This is a genomic window from Nocardioides imazamoxiresistens (assembly GCF_032378595.1).
GTDB lineage: Bacteria > Actinomycetota > Actinomycetes > Propionibacteriales > Nocardioidaceae > Nocardioides > Nocardioides imazamoxiresistens.
Genome location: NZ_JAVYII010000005.1, coordinates 115,740 through 134,763, shown reverse-complemented (window position 1 = coordinate 134,763; position 19,024 = coordinate 115,740). Strand labels below are relative to the sequence as shown.

Annotated in this window: 19 protein-coding genes; 12 read left to right on the top strand and 7 right to left on the bottom strand. The window is 71.5% G+C overall.

Features of this window, described 5'->3' with window-relative positions:
* The first annotated feature begins 144 nt into the window (after positions 1-144).
* Genes RDV89_RS12155 through RDV89_RS12135 form a run of 5 tightly spaced genes read left to right on the top strand, consistent with a single transcriptional unit; the run spans position 145 to position 3,971 of the window.
* Complete coding sequence (locus RDV89_RS12155; protein WP_315733317.1) at positions 145-936, top strand: PspA/IM30 family protein; 792 nt, start codon at positions 145-147, stop codon at positions 934-936.
* A complete protein-coding gene (pspAA, locus tag RDV89_RS12150; protein ID WP_315733316.1) occupies positions 933-1,211 on the top strand; it encodes a PspA-associated protein PspAA in 279 nt (92 codons plus the stop codon). Before RDV89_RS12155 ends, pspAA begins: the two co-directional genes overlap by 4 nt.
* 16 nt (positions 1,212-1,227) lie before the next feature.
* Positions 1,228-2,151, top strand: coding sequence for a zinc metalloprotease HtpX (htpX, locus tag RDV89_RS12145; protein WP_315733315.1), 924 nt, complete (start codon positions 1,228-1,230; stop codon positions 2,149-2,151).
* A 1-nt stretch (position 2,152) separates the two neighbouring features.
* Positions 2,153-2,725 carry a PspA-associated protein PspAB gene (gene pspAB, locus RDV89_RS12140; protein ID WP_315733314.1) on the top strand — a complete coding sequence of 191 codons (573 nt, stop codon included), beginning with the start codon at positions 2,153-2,155 and terminating at the stop codon, positions 2,723-2,725.
* A gap of 49 nt (positions 2,726-2,774) precedes the next feature.
* Entirely contained in the window at positions 2,775-3,971 is a 1,197-nt protein-coding gene (locus RDV89_RS12135) for a sensor histidine kinase (protein ID WP_315733313.1), read from the top strand.
* A gap of 8 nt (positions 3,972-3,979) precedes the next feature.
* Here RDV89_RS12135 and nadA read toward each other — a convergent pair whose 3' ends face one another.
* Entirely contained in the window at positions 3,980-5,146 is a 1,167-nt protein-coding gene (gene nadA, locus RDV89_RS12130; protein WP_315733312.1) for a quinolinate synthase NadA, read from the bottom strand.
* Positions 5,147-5,205: 59 nt separating this feature from the next.
* Between nadA and RDV89_RS12125 the strand changes: the two genes are divergently transcribed.
* The gene (locus RDV89_RS12125; protein WP_315733311.1) at positions 5,206-6,291 is read left to right on the top strand and encodes a glycerate kinase; all 1,086 of its coding nucleotides are present in this window, start codon (positions 5,206-5,208) and stop codon (positions 6,289-6,291) included.
* A gap of 134 nt (positions 6,292-6,425) precedes the next feature.
* Complete coding sequence (gene erpA, locus RDV89_RS12120) at positions 6,426-6,791, top strand: iron-sulfur cluster insertion protein ErpA (RefSeq protein WP_315733310.1); 366 nt, start codon at positions 6,426-6,428, stop codon at positions 6,789-6,791.
* Positions 6,792-6,897: 106 nt separating this feature from the next.
* Here the strand turns inward: erpA and RDV89_RS12115 are convergent, their stop codons facing one another.
* The gene (locus tag RDV89_RS12115) at positions 6,898-7,101 is read right to left on the bottom strand and encodes a hypothetical protein (protein WP_315733309.1); all 204 of its coding nucleotides are present in this window, start codon (positions 7,099-7,101) and stop codon (positions 6,898-6,900) included.
* Positions 7,102-7,186: 85 nt separating this feature from the next.
* Here RDV89_RS12115 and RDV89_RS12110 point away from each other — a divergent pair, with 85 nt between their 5' ends.
* Positions 7,187-8,173: a carbohydrate kinase family protein gene (locus RDV89_RS12110; protein ID WP_315733308.1), complete on the top strand. Its 987-nt coding sequence runs from the start codon at positions 7,187-7,189 to the stop codon at positions 8,171-8,173.
* A 14-nt stretch (positions 8,174-8,187) separates the two neighbouring features.
* Here the strand turns inward: RDV89_RS12110 and RDV89_RS12105 are convergent, their stop codons facing one another.
* Complete coding sequence (locus RDV89_RS12105) at positions 8,188-9,378, bottom strand: cysteine desulfurase family protein (RefSeq protein WP_315733307.1); 1,191 nt, start codon at positions 9,376-9,378, stop codon at positions 8,188-8,190.
* A gap of 118 nt (positions 9,379-9,496) precedes the next feature.
* Between RDV89_RS12105 and ctaC the strand changes: the two genes are divergently transcribed.
* The 4 genes from ctaC (at position 9,497) to RDV89_RS12085 (ending at position 14,015) form a co-directional block, all read left to right on the top strand.
* On the top strand, positions 9,497-10,456 hold the full coding sequence (ctaC, locus tag RDV89_RS12100) for an aa3-type cytochrome oxidase subunit II (protein ID WP_315733306.1): 960 nt from the start codon (positions 9,497-9,499) through the stop codon (positions 10,454-10,456).
* A complete protein-coding gene (ctaD, locus tag RDV89_RS12095; protein ID WP_438823277.1) occupies positions 10,453-12,273 on the top strand; it encodes an aa3-type cytochrome oxidase subunit I in 1,821 nt (606 codons plus the stop codon). Before ctaC ends, ctaD begins: the two co-directional genes overlap by 4 nt.
* The gene (locus RDV89_RS12090) at positions 12,270-12,704 is read left to right on the top strand and encodes a cytochrome c oxidase subunit 4 (RefSeq protein WP_315733305.1); all 435 of its coding nucleotides are present in this window, start codon (positions 12,270-12,272) and stop codon (positions 12,702-12,704) included. The genes ctaD and RDV89_RS12090 overlap by 4 nt, the downstream gene beginning before the upstream one ends.
* Positions 12,705-12,782: 78 nt before the next feature.
* Entirely contained in the window at positions 12,783-14,015 is a 1,233-nt protein-coding gene (locus tag RDV89_RS12085) for a L,D-transpeptidase (protein WP_315733304.1), read from the top strand.
* 16 nt (positions 14,016-14,031) lie between these two features.
* Here RDV89_RS12085 and RDV89_RS12080 read toward each other — a convergent pair whose 3' ends face one another.
* From RDV89_RS12080 to qcrC, 4 genes are all read right to left on the bottom strand, one after another.
* A complete protein-coding gene (locus tag RDV89_RS12080) occupies positions 14,032-15,177 on the bottom strand; it encodes a hypothetical protein (protein WP_315733303.1) in 1,146 nt (381 codons plus the stop codon).
* A gap of 115 nt (positions 15,178-15,292) precedes the next feature.
* On the bottom strand, positions 15,293-17,011 hold the full coding sequence (gene qcrB, locus RDV89_RS12075; protein ID WP_315733302.1) for a cytochrome bc1 complex cytochrome b subunit: 1,719 nt from the start codon (positions 17,009-17,011) through the stop codon (positions 15,293-15,295).
* A 2-nt stretch (positions 17,012-17,013) separates the two neighbouring features.
* The gene (gene qcrA / locus RDV89_RS12070) at positions 17,014-18,126 is read right to left on the bottom strand and encodes a cytochrome bc1 complex Rieske iron-sulfur subunit (protein WP_315733301.1); all 1,113 of its coding nucleotides are present in this window, start codon (positions 18,124-18,126) and stop codon (positions 17,014-17,016) included.
* Entirely contained in the window at positions 18,123-19,007 is an 885-nt protein-coding gene (gene qcrC, locus RDV89_RS12065; RefSeq protein ID WP_438823276.1) for a cytochrome bc1 complex diheme cytochrome c subunit, read from the bottom strand. The genes qcrA and qcrC overlap by 4 nt, the downstream gene beginning before the upstream one ends.
* Positions 19,008-19,024: the final 17 nt, after the last annotated feature.

Here is a 19,024-nt window from a genome sequence, read left to right as displayed (position 1 = left end):
GGCGAACGGACGGCGGCGCCGGTCTCGCGGGCCCGCCGGGGTCAGACTACCGCCCGCGCGCCCCTTGATGTTTGGCCCTAGGGTGGTCCGGGAAGCCGGGCTCGTGGCCCGTGTGCCGCCCAACGCCCCGAGGAGAGGCCCCCGATGAGTCTGATGAAGCGCATGAGCCTGATCTTCCGGGCCAAGGCGAACAAGGCGATCGACCGCGCGGAGGACCCGCGCGAGACGCTCGACTACAGCTACCAGCGCCAGATCGAGCTGCTGAGCAAGGTACGCCGCGGGGTCGCGGACGTCGCGACGTCGCGCAAGCGCGTCGAGCTGCAGGTCAACCAGCTGCAGCAGCAGGCCGACAAGCTGCAGGACCAGGCGCAGAAGGCGATCCAGGTCGGTCGCGAGGACCTCGCCCGCGAGGCGCTCACCCGCAAGTCGGGCCTGGGCCAGCAGATCGCGGACCTCCAGACGCAGCACGCCCAGCTGCAGGGCGAGGAGGAGAAGCTCGTCCTCGCGCAGCAGCGGCTGCAGGCGAAGGTCGAGTCCTTCCGCACGCGCAAGGAGACGATCAAGGCGACCTACACGGCCGCGGAGGCGCAGACCCGCATCAACGAGGCGATGTCCGGCATCGGCGAGGAGATGGGCGACGTCGGCATGGCCATCCAGCGTGCCGAGGACAAGACGGCGCAGATGCAGGCCCGTGCCGGCGCGATCGACGAGCTGCTCGCGTCGGGCGCGCTCGACGACGCCTCCTCGCTCAACCGTGGCGACGACATCGCCCGCGAGCTCGACGCCCTCAGCTCGGGCGCCGACGTCGAGGCCGAGCTGGCCGCGCTGAAGGGCCTCTCCGCCCCGTCGAACGCCCCGCAGGCGATCGAGGGCGGCGCGGGCGCCGACATCCTGACGCCGGAGCAGCGCAAGCAGGCCGAGGGGGGCCAGGCATGATCGTCCGCATCCTCGGCGAGGGTCAGTTCGACATCACCGACGCCTGCTTCGAGTCCCTCAACTCCCTCGACGACGCCGTCGAGGCGGCGGTGGAGGCCGGGGACGTCGAGGCGTTCCGCCCGGCCCTGGCCGCGCTCCTCGCCGGCGTGCGCGCCGAGGGCGTGCCGCACGCCGCCGACGCGCTCGACGAGTCGGACCTGATCCTCCCGCCCGAGGACGCCTCCATCGACGAGGTCCGCGCGATGCTGGGCGACGACGGCCTGATCCCCGGCTGACGGCACGCCTGACCGCATGGCCCAGACCCGCTTCCTCCCCGACCGGGGGCTCACGACGCGCATGACGCTCGTGATGTTCCTGCTCGGCGGCCTGTTCGTCACGCTCGTCGTGGGGATCATGTTCGCCGTGCAGAGCGCCGCCCTCGCCATGGTCGTCGGCCTCGTCGGCCTCGGCATCGCGTTCTTCCAGTGGTGGTCCTCGGACACCCTCGCGATGCGCGCGATGCGCGCCCGCGAGGTCTCGCCCCAGGAGGCGCCCGAGCTGCACGGCATGATCGACCGGCTCTGCGCGATGGCCGACATGCCGAAGCCGCGGGTGGGCGTGTCGGACATGGACATCCCGAACGCGTTCGCGACCGGCCGGTCCCCGGACCGGGCGGTGGTGTGCGTGACGACCGGCATCCTGCGCCGGCTCGACGCGGAGGAGCTCGAGGGCGTGCTGGCCCACGAGCTCTCCCACGTGGCCCACCGCGACGTGATGGTGATGACGATCGCGTCGTCGGCGGGCATCGTCGCGGGCATGGTGACGCGGGGTGCGCAGTACGGCGCGATGTTCGGAGGCGGACGCGGCGGCAAGGAGGGCAACGCCCGCGTGGTCGGCCTGCTCCTCGCGCTCGTGGTCTCGCTGGTGGTGTACGCCATCAGCTTCTTCCTGACGCGGCTGCTCTCGCGCTACCGGGAGCTGTGCGCCGACCGCGCCGGGGCGTACCTGACGCTCAAGCCCGCCGCGCTGGCCTCGGCGCTGCAGAAGATCACCGGAGAGATGGCCAGCATCCCGCAGCGCGACCTGCGCACCACGCGTGCGATGAACGCGTTCTTCATCGCCCCGGCGATCAGCGGCGCCTCGTTCAGCACCCTCACGGCGACCCACCCCTCGCTCGAGCAGCGGCTCGAGCAGCTCGCCCGGATCCAGGCCGACCTCGGCCGCCAGGGGGCCTGAGGTGGGTCTCTGGGACGCGATCCGGGGTCGTCGTGCGCCGCGGCAGGCCAACCTCGACGCGCTGTTCGCGGTGCCGAGCGCCGCGGTCACGCTCCAGACGGCCGTCGACCTGCAGCCCACCGGCGTTGGCTCGGTCTGCTTCCGCGCCGCCGAGGGGGCCGCGTTCCGCACCGCCCAGTCCGACATCGTCGCGCTGCTGGAGGCGGACCCGCGCACGCCCGCGGTCGAGCGCTCGGTGGACGACTTCGGCTTCACGTGGCTCGTGGTGCGGCGTCAGCCGGACGACGTGGCCGGACTGTGCACCGACCTGCACGCGGTCAACGTGCTGCTCGAGGAGCAGGGCTTCTCGCCCTCCCTGCTGTGCTCGGTGGTGGGCTTCCGCAGCGGTGAGGGCCGCAGCGTCGGGCTCGTCTACCTCTACAAGCAGGGCACGTTCTACCCGTTCGCGCCCACCGGGCCCGAGCGGCGTGACAATCTTCTGGAGATCACCGTCCGGGACCAGCTGGCAGGGGAGATCCCCGTCGAGCAGAGCCTGCAGCGGTGGTTGGCACTGTGGGGTGCGCCCGGTCTGTGACCGGTGTCGGGACGACGCGGCCGTGAGGCCGCCAGAAGGGGGCGGCCGGGTGGCCGGGGACATGCTGCAGCGCATCGACGACGTGATCGAGGCGTACGAGGTCATCGACGAGCCGCCGAAGGAGCTGCAGGCCATCGTGGAGATGGCCGCGTTCGTGGCCCGGGTGCCGCTCGCGACGGTGAACGTCATCACCTCCACCGAGCAGCACCAGGTGGCGACGATCGGGTTCCCGTCGTCGATCTGCCGGCGCGAGGACTCGATGTGCGCGCTCAGCCTCACCCTCGGCGGCCAGGTCGTCGTGCCGGACGCCAGCTCGGACCCGAGGTTCAGCGCCAACCCGTTCGTCGACGGGCGGCTCGGCGAGGTCCGGTTCTACGCGGCGCAGCCGCTGATCTCGCCGGACGACGTGGCGGTCGGCACCCTGTGCGTCTTCGACACGGAGCCCCGTGAGCTCGACGAGACGCAGAAGCTGGCGCTGAGCGCGCTCGCCGGGCGCATCGTCGACATCCTCGAGCTCTCCCGCCGCACGCGGGCGCTGGACGACTCGCTGCGCCGGATGGCGGACCTGCGCGACGAGCTCGTGCGCTCCAACGAGCACCTCGCGGCCTTCGCGGGCCAGGTCAGCCACGACCTGCGCAACCCGCTCTCGACCGTCGCCATGTCGCTCTACCTCCTGCAGGAGGAGTTCGTCGACGAGGACCGGCCCGCCGACCTCGTGGCCGTCGAGCGGGCCCTGCGGGGCACCAAGCGGATGCAGGCGCTGATCGAGGACCTGCTCGCGTTCGCGCGGGTGGGCGGGACGCTGCGCCGCACCCAGGTCGACCTCCGCGCGGAGGTCGACGCGATGCTCGCGGACCTGGCCCGCGTGCTGGCCGGCGCCCACGTGGAGGTGGGGGAGCTCCCGACGGTGAGCGGGGACCGCACCCAGCTGCGGGCGGTGCTGCAGAACCTGGTCGCGAACGCCGCCAAGTTCCGTCTCGACGGCCGGCCCGCCGAGATCACGATCTCGGCGCGACGCGACGGCGAGGGGTGGCGGGTCGAGGTCTCCGACCGCGGTCGCGGCATCGCCGAGGCGGACGTCGAGCGGGTCTTCGAGCCCCTGGTGCGCCTCGACGAGGCGGCCGACGGCTCGGGCATCGGGCTGGCGACCTGCAGGCGCGTCATGCAGGCCCACGGCGGCCGGATCGGCCTCGACCCCCGCGAGGGGGGCGGCACGACCGCCTGGGTCTGGTTGCCGGACGCCTGAGGCGCGGCTCAGCGAGCGGGCAGGTCCAGCATCCGCTGCAGCGCGACCTTCGCCCACTTCTCGGTCTCGGCATCGACCGAGATCACGTTCGGCACGGTGCCGGCGACCAGCGACTCGAGCGCCCACACCAGGTGCGGCAGGTCGATCCGGTTCATGGTCGAGCAGTAGCAGACCGTGCGGTCGAGGAACGAGATGTTCTTGTCCGGGTGCGCGTCGGCCAGCCGCTTGACGAGGTTCAGCTCGGTGCCGATCGCCCACGACGTGCCGGGCTCGGCGGCCTCGATGGTGCGGATGATGAACTCGGTGGAGCCCACCAGGTCGGCGCGGGTGACCACGTCGTGGTTGCACTCGGGGTGGACCAGGACGGTGACGCCAGGGATGGAGGCCCGCAGGGCGTCGACGGTGTCGGCCGAGAAGCGGCCGTGCACCGAGCAGTGGCCCTTCCACAGGATCATCCGGGCGTCGCGCAGCTGCTGCGGCGTGAGGCCGCCGTTCGGACGGTGCGGGTTCCACACCACGCAGTCCTCGAGCGTGAGACCCATCTTCAGCACCGCGGTGTTGCGCCCGAGGTGCTGGTCGGGGAGGAACAGGATCTTGGCGCGGCCCTCGGGCCGCTGGTCGAAGGCCCACTCGAGGGCGACGTCGGCGTTCGACGAGGTGCACACCGCCCCGCCGTTGCGGCCGCAGAAGGCCTTGATGTCGGCCGAGGAGTTCATGTAGGTCACGGGCACGACGTCGTCCGCGACGCCCGCGTCGACCAGGGCGTCCCACGCGTCCTCCACCTGCCCGAGCGCCGCCATGTCCGCCATCGAGCACCCGGCCGCGAGGTCGGGCAGCACGACCTGCTGGTCGTCGCCGGTGAGGATGTCGGCGGACTCGGCCATGAAGTGGACGCCGCAGAACACGATGTACGGCGCGTCCGGTCGCGCGGCCGCGTCCTTGGCGAGCTTGAAGGAGTCGCCGGTGACGTCGGCGAACTGGATGACCTCGTCGCGCTGGTAGTGGTGGCCCAGCACGAACACCCGGTCGCCCAGCGCCTCCTTCGCGGCCCGGGCGCGCTCGACCAGGTCGGGGTCGGACGCGGCAGGCAGGTCGCCGGGGCAGTCCACGCCCGCCTCCGAGGACAGGTCGCGGCCGCGACCCAGCGGGAGCAGGGGGAGGTCCACAGTGGTCATGGTCACCATCGTAGAGCGCCCCGCTCGCCCCGCGACGCCGATGGCCCCAGGATGGGCGCATGCGCGTCCTCGTCGCGCCGGACGAGTTCGCCGGCACCCTCACCGCCCCGCAGGCCGCCGCCGCCATCGCGGAGGGGTGGCGGCGCCAGGCGCCGGACGCCGAGGTCGACCTCGCGCCCGTGGCTGACGGCGGCCCGGGCTTCGTCGGCGTCCTCCATGCAGCCCTGGGCGGTGAGCTGGTCGCGGCGACCGTGGACGGCCCGTTCGGCGAGCCGGTCCCGGCGGCCTGGCTGCTGGCGGGCGACACGGCGTACGTCGAGTCGGCGGAGGCCTGCGGTCTCGCGCTCGCCCGCGACGGCCGGGCCGAGGACGCGTCCAGCCGGGGTGTCGGCGAGCTCGTCGCCGCCGCGGTCGCCGCGGGCGCGCGCCGCGTCGTGGTCGGCGTCGGCGGCACGGCGACGACCGACGGCGGCGCCGGTCTGCTGGCCGCCCTGGGGGCCCACGCGGACCGGCCCCTCGACCAGGGACCCGCCGCCCTGGCGGGTCTCGGCGCGGTGGACCTGTCGGCCGCGCGGGCCCGCACCGCCGACGTGGAGCTGGTGGTCGCCGCCGACGTGACGGCACCCCTCACGGGCCTGTTCGGCACGGTGCGGGCCTCCGGCGTCGAGCGCGGGATCGCCGAGGAGCGCGTCGTGGTCGTCGACGCGGTGCTCGAGGCGTGGGCGAGGGTCGCCGGTCGGCGCGCCGCGCTCGAGCCCGGCGCGGGCGCGGGGGGCGGGATCGGGTACGCGCTGGGACTGCTCGGCGGGCGCACCACCTCCGGGGTCGACCTCGTCCTCGAGGCCGTCGACCTGCCGGCGCGGGCGCGCCGCGCGGACGTCGTGGTGACCGGCGAGGGGCGCTTCGACCACACGAGCCGCACGGGGAAGGCACCGCACGGCGTGGCCCGGGTGGCCGAGGCCGCCCTGCGGCCCTGCGTGGTGGTCGCGGGGGAGGTGCTCGTCGGTGCGCGCGAGATGCGCGCGCTCGGGGTGGAGGCCGCGTACGCCGTGGTCGACGACGTGGGCGCCCACGGCGCCCTGGACCGGGCGTACGACGCGCTCGTCGTCACGGCCGCCCGGGTCGCGCGGACCTGGGCGCGCTGACGCAGGCGAAACGGGCCCCGGTCCGGATCTCGTGCTCAGGGCTCGGGAATACGGCGCCGGTGTGTCACCATTGACGAGGTCGGAGGGTTCCGTCCCTCCGCCGAACACCCGTCGATCCCGTGGGGAGAGCGCAGATGACCGAGCAGGTCGAGACCACCGCGACCGAGCGTCGCACCGACCAGATCAACCTCAGCGCGGTAGCAGCGAGCAAGATCAAGAGCCTCCTGGCGCAGGAGGGTCGTGACGACCTCGCGCTGCGGATCTCCGTGCAGCCGGGCGGCTGCTCCGGTCTCCGCTACCAGCTGTTCTTCGACGAGCGCACGCTCGACGGGGACGTCGTGACGGACTTCGACGGCGTCGCCGTCGTGGTCGACCGGATGAGCGTGCCGTACCTCAACGGCGCCGAGATCGACTTCGTGGACACGATCGAGAAGCAGGGCTTCACGATCGACAACCCGAACGCGACCGGCTCCTGCGCCTGCGGCGACTCGTTCCACTGAGCCGCCCGGCACCTGCCGAGCAGCACGAAGGCCCCCGTCCTGGTGGACGGGGGCCTTCGTCGTCTGCCGCTCGGGTCGGCAGCCTGGGGCGGGACCGGCGCGCGGCTCAGTCCTGGTAGACGGCGCGGGCGATGCGCGCCGCGGCCGCCGAGATGTCGATGGTCGGCTTGGGGGTCTCGCGGGGGCGGTCGGCGTAGGCCAGCGAGGGAGCCGGCTGCAGTGCGGCCCGGGCGATCCTGCAGTCCTCGACGAGGTCGGCGGGGGCCGAGGGGTCGGCGTACGCGGCGCGGGTCTGCGGTGAACGGGTCATGCTCGCGACGCTACGACCTACCACCGGGTAGGCCCAGCGGTACCCGTTGGTAGTGTTCCCGGCCCTTCGCGTAGGGTCGTCCGACGTGTCCCTCATCGTCACCGGATCCATCGCGACCGACCACCTGATGACCTTCTCGGGGAAGTTCTCCGACTCCCTCGTGGTCGACCAGCTCGACAAGCTGTCGGTCTCCTTCCTGGTGGAGGACCTCGAGGTCCGCCGCGGCGGGTGCGCCGCCAACATCTCCTTCGGGCTCGGCAACCTCGGGCTGCGCCCGGTGCTGGTCGGGGCGGTCGGCGAGGACTTCGTGGACTACCGCTCGTGGCTGGAGCGCCACCAGGTCGACTGCGACTCGGTGCACGTCTCGGAGACGAAGCACACGGCGCGGTTCGTGTGCACGAACGACGCCGCGATGGCGCAGTTCGCCACCTTCTACGCCGGCGCGATGAGCGAGGCCCGCGAGATCGAGCTGCAGCCGATCGTCGAGCGGGTGGGCGAGCCCGACTACGTGCTCGTCGGCCCGAACGACCCGCCCGCGATGCTGCGCCACACCGACGAGTGCCGCCAGCGCGGCTACCGGTTCGTCGCCGACCCGTCGCAGCAGCTCGCCTTCGGCGACGGCGACCTGATCCGCCCGCTGATCGACGGCGCGGCGATCCTCTTCTCGAACGAGTACGAGGCGGCGCTCATCGAGTCGAAGACCGGCTGGAGCCACGAGGAGGTCCTCGACCGCGTGGGCACCTGGGTGATCACGCTGGGTGCCGAGGGCGTACGCCTGGAGCGCAAGGGCGCCGAGCCGGTGGTCGTCGCCGCCGTCCCCGAGATCGCGAAGGTCGAGCCGACCGGCGTGGGCGACGCGTTCCGCGCCGGCTACCTGGCCGCGCTCAGCTGGGGCCTGGGCGACGAGCGTGCCGCGCAGCTCGGTTGCCTGCTCGCCGTCTACGTGGTGGAGCGGGTCGGCACGCAGGAGTACGAGCTCGGTCGCGCCGCGTTCCTGGAGCGCCTGGAGTCGGCGTACGGACCGGAGGCCGTGGCCGACGTCGCCCCGCACCTCGCCATCGTCCGCGACTGACGGACGGCGGCGCCTCAGGCGCCGATCTCGGCCCGCAGGTCCCGCACGACCCGCGGCAGGACCGCGAGGAAGCGGTCGACCTCCGCCTCCGTCGTGCCCGGGTGCAGCGAGATCCGCACGTTGCCCTGGGTGAGCGCGCCCATGGCCGCCAGCACGTGGGAGGGCTCGTGCGTGGACGCCGTGCACGCCGAGCCGCTGCCGACGCCGAAGCCCTCGCGGTCGAGGACGCTCACGAGCGCCTCGCCGTCGACGTAGAGGCACGAGAACGTCAGCAGGTGCGGCAGCCGGTCCGTCGGGTCCCCGACGACGTCGACCTCCGGCACCGTGCGGGCCACCTCGCCCCGGACGCGGTCGACGAGGGCCGCGACGCGACGAGCCGTCCGATCCGACTCGGCCAGCGTGGCCTGCAGCGCGGCGGCGGCGGCGAGCGCGCCGGGCGCCGACTCGAAGCCGACGGCCCGGCGGTCGCCACGGTCGTCGGCGGGGGAGGGGTCGCGCCAGCGCGCGTGCTTGCGAACGAGCAGCACGCCCACGCCCGACGGCCCGCCCCACTTGTGCGCGGAGGCCGTCGCGACCGCCCAGCCCGTCGGCAGCGGCTCCCACCCGACCGAGGCGCAGGCGTCGACCAGCAGCGGTACGCCGTGCCCCGCGGCGATCGCGGCGGCCTGCTCGACCGGCTGGCGGGTGCCGACCTCGTGGTTGGCGCTCTGCAGCGCGACCAGGGCCGTGCCGGGGCCGCCCGGGGCGGCGTGCGCGGCGAGCCGGCCCGCGAGCGCGTCCAGGTCGACCCGGCCCGTGGGGTCCACGACGACGGCGTCCGAGGTGGTGCCCGACTCCCGCTCGGCGAAGTCGGCCGCGTGCAGGACCGCGGAGTGCTCGACGGCCGAGCGCACCACGACGCTGCCCTCGCGCCGACGTCCACGCACGAGGCCGAGGAGGCCGCGGTGCACCGCCTCGGTGCCCGACCCGGTGAACGTGACCTCGTCGGGACGCACCTGCAGGCTCTCGGCGACGACCTCGCGGGCGTTGTCGAGGACCGCACGCGCGCGTCGGCCGGCGTGGTGGAGCCGCCGCACGTCCGCGTAGCCGGCGTCGTAGGCGGCCAGCATCGCCTCGCGCGCCGCCGGGTGCAGCGGACGTCCCGACGCGCTGTCGAGATCGGTCCAGGCGGGCTCCGCCGCGGACGGCGGGGGCGCGGGAGTCACGGGGGCACCGTAGCGGTGCGGGTGGGAGGCGACTGAGGGCACCCTGTGGTCTCCCTGAGGTCGGGATTCGGATAAAGTCATCCGCGTCGTCTGATCGTCTCGAAAGTGAGGCTCGTTCGTGGGTCTGCAACTCCCCTGGCGGTCCGCCGCCGGCAGGGCTCGCGGTGCCGCCGCGGGCAAGCCCCGGCGCACCGCGCTGGTCGCGCTCATGGGCGCCGCTGTCCTCCTGGTCAGCGGCTGCTCCGCCGAGACGGACTACCAGCTGCGCAACTGGGGTCTGCCGTCGGGCCTGAACGCCGACGGCGAGACCGTCGGCATCGCCACCCAGGAGGCGCCGCACATCGCGGACCTCTGGATCTGGTCGTGGGTCGCCGCGCTGGCGACGGGCGTCATCGTGTGGGGCCTGATGTTCTGGGTCATCGTGAAGTTCCGTCGCCGCAGCGCCGACGAGGTGCCCGTGCAGACGCGGTACAACCTGCCGCTCGAGATCTTCTACACGATCGCCCCCGTCATGATGGTGATCGTCTTCTTCTTCCACACCGTGCAGGCGCAGAACGCCGTGCTCGACGACTCCGAGCCGGACCTGACGCTCGAGATCGTCGGCCAGCAGTGGTCGTGGACGTTCAACTACCCGACCGACGGCACGGGCACGACGGACGAGGAGGAGCGCGACGAGCTGGAGTACGCGTACACCGTCGGCGCCGCGGGCCAGATCCCGACGCTCGTGCTCCCGGTCGACACGACCGTGCGGTTCAACCTGCACTCGCCCGACGTGATCCACGGCTTCTGGATCCCCGGCTTCCTCATGAAGATGGACGTCGTCCCGGGTCGCCTGAACCACTTCCAGGTGACGCCGACCGAGATCGGCACGTTCCGCGGCAAGTGCACCGAGCTGTGCGGCACGTACCACTCGCGGATGCTGTTCAACGTCGAGGTCGTCTCGCAGGAGGACTACGCCGCGACCGTCGCCGAGATCGCCACCACCGACAACGTCTCCGAGCAGGGTCCGCTGCTCGGCGGCTCCGACGCCCGCACCGTGCAGGGCCAGCACGACGAGAACTCCGGAGGCGACGAGTGACCGCGACCCTTCCCGCCGCGTCGGCCGAGGGATCCACCGACACCCTCGTCCCCGGCCGCAAGCCGCTGGGCCAGCAGGTCGTCCGCCTGCTGACCACCACCGATCACAAGCTGATCGGCAAGATGTACCTGGCCACGTCGTTCGCCTGGTTCTGCATCGGCGGCGTGATGGCGCTTGTGATCCGTTCCGAGCTCGCCTTCCCGGGCCAGCAGGTCGTGAACGACGAGATCTACAACCAGATGTTCACGATGCACGGCACGATCATGCTGCTGCTGTTCGCGACGCCGCTGTTCTTCGGGTTCTCGAACGTGATCATGCCCTTGCAGATCGGCGCGCCCGACGTGGCGTTCCCACGGCTGAACATGTTCAGCTACTGGCTTTTCCTGTTCGGCGGCCTGATTGCCGCCGGCGGCTTCTTCACGCCCAGCGGTGCCGCCAGCTTCGGATGGTTCGCCTACACGCCGCTGTCGAACGAGGTCCGTAGCCCGGGCGTCGGCGGCGACATGTGGATCATGGGCCTCTACATGGCCGGCCTCGGCACGATCCTCGGTGCGGTCAACTTCATCACCACGATCATCTGCATGCGTGCCCCCGGCATGACCATGTTCCGGATGTCGATCTTCGTGTGGAACACGCTGATCACGAGCCTGCTCGTGCTCATCGCGTTCCCGATCCTGGCCGGCGCGCTGCTGATGCTGGAGTCCGACCGAACACTCGGGACGCACGTCTTCGACGCCGCCCACGGCGGCCCGATCCTGTGGCAGCACCTGTTCTGGTTCTTCGGGCACCCCGAGGTCTACATCATCGCCCTGCCGTTCTTCGGCATCGTCTCCGAGATCCTGCCGGTCTTCAGCCGCAAGCCGCTGTTCGGCTACATCGGTCTCGTCGGCGCGACGCTCGGCATCGCGATCCTCTCGGTGGCGGTGTGGGCGCACCACATGTTCGTCACCGGTGCGGTCAACCTCGCGTTCTTCTCAGGCATGACGTTCCTGATCGCCGTGCCGACCGGAGTGAAGTTCTTCAACTGGATCGGCACGATGTGGGGCGGGTCGTTGTCGTTCGACAACGCCATGCTCTGGTCGATCGGCTTCCTCACGACCTTCCTCTTCGGTGGTCTCACCGGCGTGCTGCTCGCCAGCCCGCCGCTCGACTTCCACGTGTCGGACTCCTACTTCGTGGTGGCGCACTTCCACTACGTGGTGTTCGGGACGGTGGTGTTCGCGATGTTCGCCGGGTTCTACTTCTGGTGGCCGAAGATGACCGGCAAGATGCTCGACGAGCGGCTGGGCAAGCTGCACTTCTGGCTGCTGTTCGTCGGCTTCCACACCACGTTCCTGGTGCAGCACTGGCTGGGTGTCGAGGGCATGCCGCGTCGCTACGCCGACTACCTCGCCGAGGACGGGTTCACGACGCTGAACCAGATCTCGACCGTGGGTGCCTTCATCCTCTCGGCCTCGCTGCTGCCGTTCTTCTACAACGTGTACGTCTCGGCGAAGGGCCCGAAGGTCGAGGTCGACGACCCGTGGGGCTGGGGCCGCTCGCTCGAGTGGGCGACGTCCTGCCCGCCGCCGCGCCACAACTTCACCTCCATCCCGAAGATCCGTTCGGAGTCGCCGGCGTTCGACCTGCACCACCCGGAGATCGCGGCGCTGGAGCTCGCCCACAACGAGGCGGAGCGCAACGGCCGGATGGCCGACGCGCCGGACGTCGAGGGCCGCGAGGAGTGGCTCAACGAGAACGGTGCGAGCGTGCACGACAAGCCGCGTCCCGACGACTCGGACGACACGGACGCGACCCGGAAGGATGACGACAAGTGAAGGCTCTGAGGTCCGAGGTCTGGATCTTCCTGATCTGCACGATCTTCTTCGTGCTGGTCACGCCGGCGTACTGGTTCGTCACCGCTGCGGCGGGCGACGGCGAGGGCGGCGGTGGCGAGTGGACCGGCACGTCCGCGCTCGTCATGACCACGCTGCTCGCGGCGATGGTGACCTGGTACCTGTGGTTCCAGGCGCGCAAGCTCGACGAGCGTCCCGAGGACATCAAGGACGCCGAGATCTCCGACGGCGCCGGCGAGCAGGGCTTCTTCCCGCCCTACTCGTGGTGGCCGCTGTGGGCCGCGCTGACGTTCGGCGTGTGCGTCATGGGCGTCATCTTCGGCTGGTGGCTGTTCATGATCGGCTGCGGCCTGGGGATCCTCGCGCTCTCCGGCTGGGTGTTCGAGTACTACCGCGGGGTCCACGCCCACTGATCGGGACCGCGTTACCCTGGAAGGCGCTCGTCGGCTCGTCCGACGGGCGCCTTTCACGTCTCTCGGAGGGGGTATCCGATGGTGCGGCTTCCCGGTGCTGGTCGCGACGGCGGTGTCGTCTCGCGACGCTCGTTCGTGCGGATCGTCGGCGCCGCGGGTGTGGCGGCGGCCCTGGGCGGCGCGCTGGCCGCCTGCTCCGGCGGCGGTGACGACGAGGCGGATCAGGGCGGCGACGGCGGTCGCCCGGCCGACGGCGAGGGCGTCACGGTCGTCGGCAACGTCGCCGACGGCGACGAGGTGGCCGTCGACCACCGGGTGCAGGTCGAGGCGCAGGCCGGCCGTCTGGACGCCGTGGCGCTGACGTCGACGGACGGCGTCGAGGTCCCCGGCGAGTTCCTCGAGGGCCAGGTCACCTGGGCGGCCTCCGACCTCCTGGAGCCGGGGACGTCCTACGTCCTGACGGCGTCCGCGTCGGGTGACGGCGGCCAGGGCGCCCTCGAGGTGGCGTTCACGACGGTGGCGCTGTCGCTGGACGATCAGACGTACCCCTCGATCGCGCCGCTGGCCGACGAGGAGGTCGGCGTCGGCATGCCGGTGGTCGTCAGCTTCGACCTGCCGGTCGCCGACCGGGCGGCGTTCGAGCAGCGGATGACCGTCACCAGCGAGCCGGCCCAGGAGGGCTCGTGGCACTGGTACGACGACCACCAGGTGCGCTGGCGCCCGGACGCGTACTGGCAGCCGGGCACGCGGGTGACGGTCGACGTCGCGGTCAACGGCGTGGCGGCCGGCGACGGCATCTACGGCCAGGAGAGCCGGCAGGTCTCGTTCACGATCGGCCGCTCCGTGATCCACCGCGTGGACGCGGCGACCCACCAGATGACGACCGAGATCGACGGGAGCACGGCCCGCACCATGCCCGTCAGCGCCGGCAAGCCGGGCTACGAGACCCGCTCGGGGGTCAAGGTGATCATGGAGAAGTTCCGCACCAAGACGATGGACGCGGCGACCACCGGGGTGAGCCCGGACGACCCGGAGTACTACAACATCGAGGACGTCGAGTACGCGTTGCGCGTCACCACCTCGGGCGAGTTCATCCACGCCGCTCCGTGGAGCTCCGGCTCCCAGGGCGTCGCGAACGTCAGCCACGGCTGCGTCGGGCTCGCCACCGCGGACGCCCAGTGGGTCTTCGAGAACAGCATCCGCGGCGACGTCGTCGAGGTGACCGGCACGGACCGGCAGATGACGCTCGAGAACGGGTGGGGCGACTGGAACGCCACCCCGGAGGTGTACGCGGAGGGCGCGGCCGTCTGAGGTCCCCGACGGCGCGTCAGGGGTAGGCGATGCGGCGCAGCGTCAGCAGGAACGAGTCCTCCAGCCAGGCGTACTGCGCCAGCGCGCCCACGAGCAGCACGGCGCCCAGCAGCGCCGCCTGGGCGGCGCGGTGCCACGTGCGTCCGAGCGTGGGGAAGGGCCACCAGACGACGAGCAGCAGCAGGCAGTAGCGCGCGATGCTCGGCGTGGGACGGGTGGTGACGAGCAGGTACGCCCCGTAGGCCAGCACCCAGGCGCGTACCTCGGTGGGCCACACCCGGGCCGCCGGCTGCAGCACGATGGCCGCGACGAGCAGCGCGACCATCGCCACGCCCGAGGCCGCGTTCGCGCCGAACGCGCCGAGCAGCTGCGCGCCCCAGGTCTGCCAGGGCGTGTCGTCGAGGATCCAGGCCTGCTGGGTGGCCAGGTACGCGTCCGCCCGCCCGGTGCGCAGCGCGGCCACGAGCGGCCAGATCCCGAACGAGAGGCCGGTGACGGCGACGGTGCCGGCGATCCGGGCGGCGTCGCGCCGCCCGAACGTCGGGTCCCGCCGCCAGCGCAGGTACGCGTGGACCAGGATCACGGGCACGAGGGCCAGGACCACCGGGCGGGTCAGCGCCAGCGCGACCGCGACCACCGCGAGCGCCCCGTACCTGCGGGCGACCAGCGCCTGGAGCGCCAGCACGACCAGGAGGAGGCTCAGGCCCTCCGTGTACGCCGTCTGCAGCACCGCCGCGGTCGGGCTGGCGCTGAGGGCCGCGACGGTCAGGAGCGCGACGTAGCGGCCCCCTCGTGCGGCCAGGAGGCGGTAGAGCAGCACGAGCGCGAGCGTGGAGGCGAGCAGACTGATCGTCGACGCCGCCACGCCGAACGGCACGCCGGTGGTCATCACCAGCCGGGCCAGCAGGGGGAGGGCCGGGTAGAAGGCCCACGGGTTCTGGGCGACCTCGCCGGTGGTGGGGGAGAGCGGCAGCTCCGAGGGGTAGCCCTCCTCGGCGATGGTGCGGTACCACTGCCCGTCCCAGTTCGTGACGACGGAGAAGTAGCCGGGGTCGGCCGGCGTCGGCTCGACGAGGTAGAAGCCCTGCCCGACGTCGAGGGCGACCTGGTCGCGCCCGAGCACCACGAGGAGCACGACGTCGACGGCTCGGGTGAGGAGCACGACCAGCAGGGGCGGGAGCCACCAGGGGAGGGCGGCAACGCCACGGGGGCCCGGGTCCGTGGTGGACCCGGGCCCCCGTGGAGGCGACGTCGTCACGTGACGCGAACGTCCGGACTCAGTGCTTGCTGCTGCCGCTGATCGCGGCGTCGTCGTGCGAGCTGCTCTCGATCGCGTGGTCGTCGTGACCGCCGTGGTGGTGGTGCGCCTCCTCCAGCTCGGCCGCGGTGGGCGGCTGGACGTTGTCGGCGAAGTACCACTTGGCCAGGCGACCGCGCAGGCCGTCGAGACGACCGCCCGGCTTGCGGACACCGTTCTCGTCGTACTGCGCCTCGACGACGGGCATCGAGTCGGGCTCGCGCTGCGTGATGACGTACTGCTTGCCGGCGGGCAGCGGGAGGTGACGCTCGGAGAACGCTCCCTCCGGCGACCGCTCGATGATGCCGGTCTCGTACCCGTGCAGCGCCTGCTCGCGGGCGTGCCGCTGCAGCGAGATGCACCAGCGCTTCGCGATCCAGAAGGCCAGGATCGGCCCCAGGAAGATCGCTCCCCGCAGGAAGTACGTGATCTGGTTGATCGAGAGATCCAGCCTGATCGCGATGATGTCGTTTCCGCCGGCGATGAGGGCGAGGCCGTAGAACGTGACCAGGGCCGCCATGACGCCGGTGCGGGCGGGGGTGTCGCGCGGACGCTGCAGGAGGTGGTGCTCCCGCTTGTCGCCCGAGATCCAGTTCTCGATGAACGGGAGCAGGATCAGCAGGATGATGATCAGCGTCGGCACCATGATGACGGTGAGGAACACCGGCAGCGCGAACGTGACGCCCCAGAAGCTGAGCTCCGTCCAGCCCGGGATGATCCGCAGGAGGCCGTCCGGCCAGCCCATGTACCAGTCCGGCTGGGAGCCCGCTGTCACCTTCGTCGGATCGTACGGTCCGTACATCCAGATCGGGTTGATCGTCATCACCCCGCCCATCAGGGCGGTGACGCCGAAGACGATGAAGAAGAACCCGCCGGCCTTCGCCGCGTACACCGGGAGCATCGGGAAGCCGACGACGTTCTTCTCGGTGCGGCCGGGGCCAGGCCACTGCGTGTGCTTGTGGTAGACGAGCAGCAGCATGTGCGCGGCGATCAGACCGAGCAGCAGGGCCGGGATCAGCAGCACGTGGATGATGTAGAGCCGCGGGATGATCGAGTGGCCCGGGAACTCGTCGCCGAAGAGCAGGAACGAGCCGTAGGTGCCGATCACCGGGATCGACTTGACGAAGCCGTCCGCGGCGCGGACGCCCGTGCCCGAGAGCAGGTCGTCGGGCAGCGAGTAGCCGGTGAAGCCCTCGAGCGTGCCGAGCGTGAGCAGCAGGACGCCGATCACCCAGTTGAGCTCGCGGGGCTTGCGGTAGGCGCCCGTCAGGAAGACGCGCATCATGTGGATGAGCATCGCGCCGATGAACAGGTGCGCGGCCCAGTGGTGCATCTGGCGCAGCAGCAGGCCGCCACGGACGTCGAACGAGATGTGCAGCGAGGAGTTGAACGCCTCGGAGATGTAGCTGCCACGCAGTGGTGCGTAGGAGCCCTGGTACTCGATCTCCGTCATGCTCGGGTTGAACCAGAAGGTCAGGAACACACCCGTGAGAAGGAGGACCACGAAGCTCCACAGGGCGATCTCGCCCAGCATGAAGGACCAGTGGTCCGGGAAGACCTTGCGCAGGTTCTTCTTGCCGAGCGCGGCGAGGCCGAGGCGCTCGTCCGCCCAGTTGGCGCCGGCACCGACCTTGGACGGCTTGGCGCCGCCCGCGGCCGAGGTGCCGTTGGTGGAGGCCACCTTGGATGTCGTGCTCATGCTCAGCCACGCTCCCAGTAGCTAGGACCGACGGGCTCGTCGAAGTCGTTCATCGCGTACAGGAATCCCTCATCATCCTCCGCCAGGTGCATCTGCGGAAGGGAGTGACCGGCCGGGCCGAAGATGACCTTGCCGGAGTCGGCGAGGTCGAAGGTCGACTGGTGGCACGGGCACAGGAGGTGGTGGGTCTGCTGCTCGTTCAGCGCGATGGGGCAACCGACGTGCGTGCAGATCTTGGAGTAGCAGACGATGCCGTCGACGTCCCAGTTCTCGCGATCCGGGTTGCGGACGATGTCGTTGGGGGACATGCGCAGCAGGATGATCGCCGACTTCGTCTTCTGGATCAGCAGCTCCTCGTGGGGGAGCGCCGGACGCAGCTCCTGGCCGTCGGGACCGATCGGCGCGGGCAGGTGGCCCTCGCTGTTCGGCACCAGGCCCTCGGGCTCCGCGTTGACGAGGTCGCCGATCTGGAGGTCGGCCTTGTTGATCCGGGTGCCGAGGACGTCGCGGACGACGTACATGCCCGACATCCAGAACGTGCTCTCCAGCCGCTCGTGGCTCATGTTGCGCGGACCGAGGTCGCGCAGGGCCACGATGAGCGGGATGCCGGAGAACGCCAGCGCACCCAGCAGGGTGTTGCGGATCAGCGGGCGGCGACCGATGCCGGACTCCTCGAGACCGTCCGAGAGCGCCTTGAGCGTCGTGGCCCGGTCGTCCTCCGAGGAGGCGGCCGGGTGGCGCAGCTCGGCGATCTCGACGTCCGTCATGAGCTTGCGCGCCCACTGGATGATGCCGACGCCGATGCCGAGCAGCGATCCGCCGAGGGTCAGGCCGAGGAACAGGTTCGAGGCGCCGAAGCCCAGGAACGTGTCGATCTCGCGACCGATCTCGAAGGAGAAGTAGACGACCACGAAGAGCACGGCGCAGATCATCGAGAAGACGAACAGGCCGGCGACCTGACGCTCCGCGCGCTTCTCGGCCTTGGGGTCGACGTCCGTCGGCCGCCACACGTGCGCCGGCAGGCCCGGCGCGATCTCCTGGTCCGACTGGGTCGGGCTGGGGACCAGCGAGTGGTCCGGCCCGTCCTGCGCGGGGAGGTTCTCGTTCTCGCTCACGCCTCTGCCTTGCCCTTCTTGCTGCGCGTGGTGTGCGCCGCGATCCACACGGAGAATCCGACGAGGCCGCCGATGCCGATCAGCCAGACGTAGAGACCCTCGCCCACGGGGCCGAGACCGCCGAGGCTGAAGCCGCCCTGCTGGGGCTGCTCCTGGAGCGTCTCGAGGAACGCGAGGACCTCGCGCTTGCCCTCCGGCGGGATGTTGCCGTCGGAGAAGACGTCCATCTGGCCGGGGCCGGTCAGCATCGCCTCGTAGATGTGCTTGTTGCTCACGCCGCGGATGGTCGGCGCGTAGCCGCCGCGGGGCATGGCGCCACCACGGGCGTTGAAGTTGTGGCAGGCCGTGCAGTTCGTGAGGAAGATCTGCTGGCCGCGGTTGATCGCGGCGTCGCGCTCGTCGGCCGAGAGGTCGTCGAGGTAGTCCGTCGAGTAGTCCTCCTCGCGGGGGACGTCCGGGCCGGGGCCGAGCGACTGGACGAACGCGGCGAGGGCCGCGATCTCGTCGTCGTCGTAGGCGACGTTCTTCGGCGGGTTCTGCTGGCCCGGCTGCACCATCGGCATGCGGCCCGTGCCCACCTGGAAGTCGACGGCCGCGCCGCCGACGCCCTGGAGCGAGGGGCCGAGCTGGTTGCCGTTGACGTCGAGCTGGCCCTGGCCGTTGAGCCCGTGGCAGGTGGAGCAGCCGACGAGGAAGAGCTCACGACCCTCGGCGACCAGCGCCTCGTTGTCGATCGAGCTCTCCTGCTGGGCCTGGGCGGGCGCGAAGGCCGCGTAGGCCGCCCCGGCCATGACGAGGCCGAGCAGCAGCACGGCGAGGCCCGCGACAGGGCCTCGGCGGTGGCGGGAGAGCCGGCCGGCGGATCGGTTCAGGAAACGCAACGTGATGTCCCTTGTCT

Bases quoted from the DNA above. Each gene is read 5' to 3' on its own strand.
- RDV89_RS12155 (WP_315733317.1), top strand. From the start codon at position 145: ATGAGTCTGATGAAGCGCATGAGCCTGATCTTCCGGGCCAAGGCGAAC.
- pspAA (WP_315733316.1), top strand. From the start codon at position 933: ATGATCGTCCGCATCCTCGGCGAGGGTCAGTTCGACATCACCGACGCC.
- htpX (WP_315733315.1), top strand. From the start codon at position 1,228: ATGGCCCAGACCCGCTTCCTCCCCGACCGGGGGCTCACGACGCGCATG.
- nadA (WP_315733312.1), bottom strand. From the start codon at position 5,146: ATGACCACTGTGGACCTCCCCCTGCTCCCGCTGGGTCGCGGCCGCGAC.
- RDV89_RS12125 (WP_315733311.1), top strand. From the start codon at position 5,206: ATGCGCGTCCTCGTCGCGCCGGACGAGTTCGCCGGCACCCTCACCGCC.
- erpA (WP_315733310.1), top strand. From the start codon at position 6,426: ATGACCGAGCAGGTCGAGACCACCGCGACCGAGCGTCGCACCGACCAG.
- RDV89_RS12115 (WP_315733309.1), bottom strand. From the start codon at position 7,101: ATGACCCGTTCACCGCAGACCCGCGCCGCGTACGCCGACCCCTCGGCC.
- RDV89_RS12085 (WP_315733304.1), top strand. From the start codon at position 12,783: ATGGTGCGGCTTCCCGGTGCTGGTCGCGACGGCGGTGTCGTCTCGCGA.
- qcrB (WP_315733302.1), bottom strand. From the start codon at position 17,011: ATGAGCACGACATCCAAGGTGGCCTCCACCAACGGCACCTCGGCCGCG.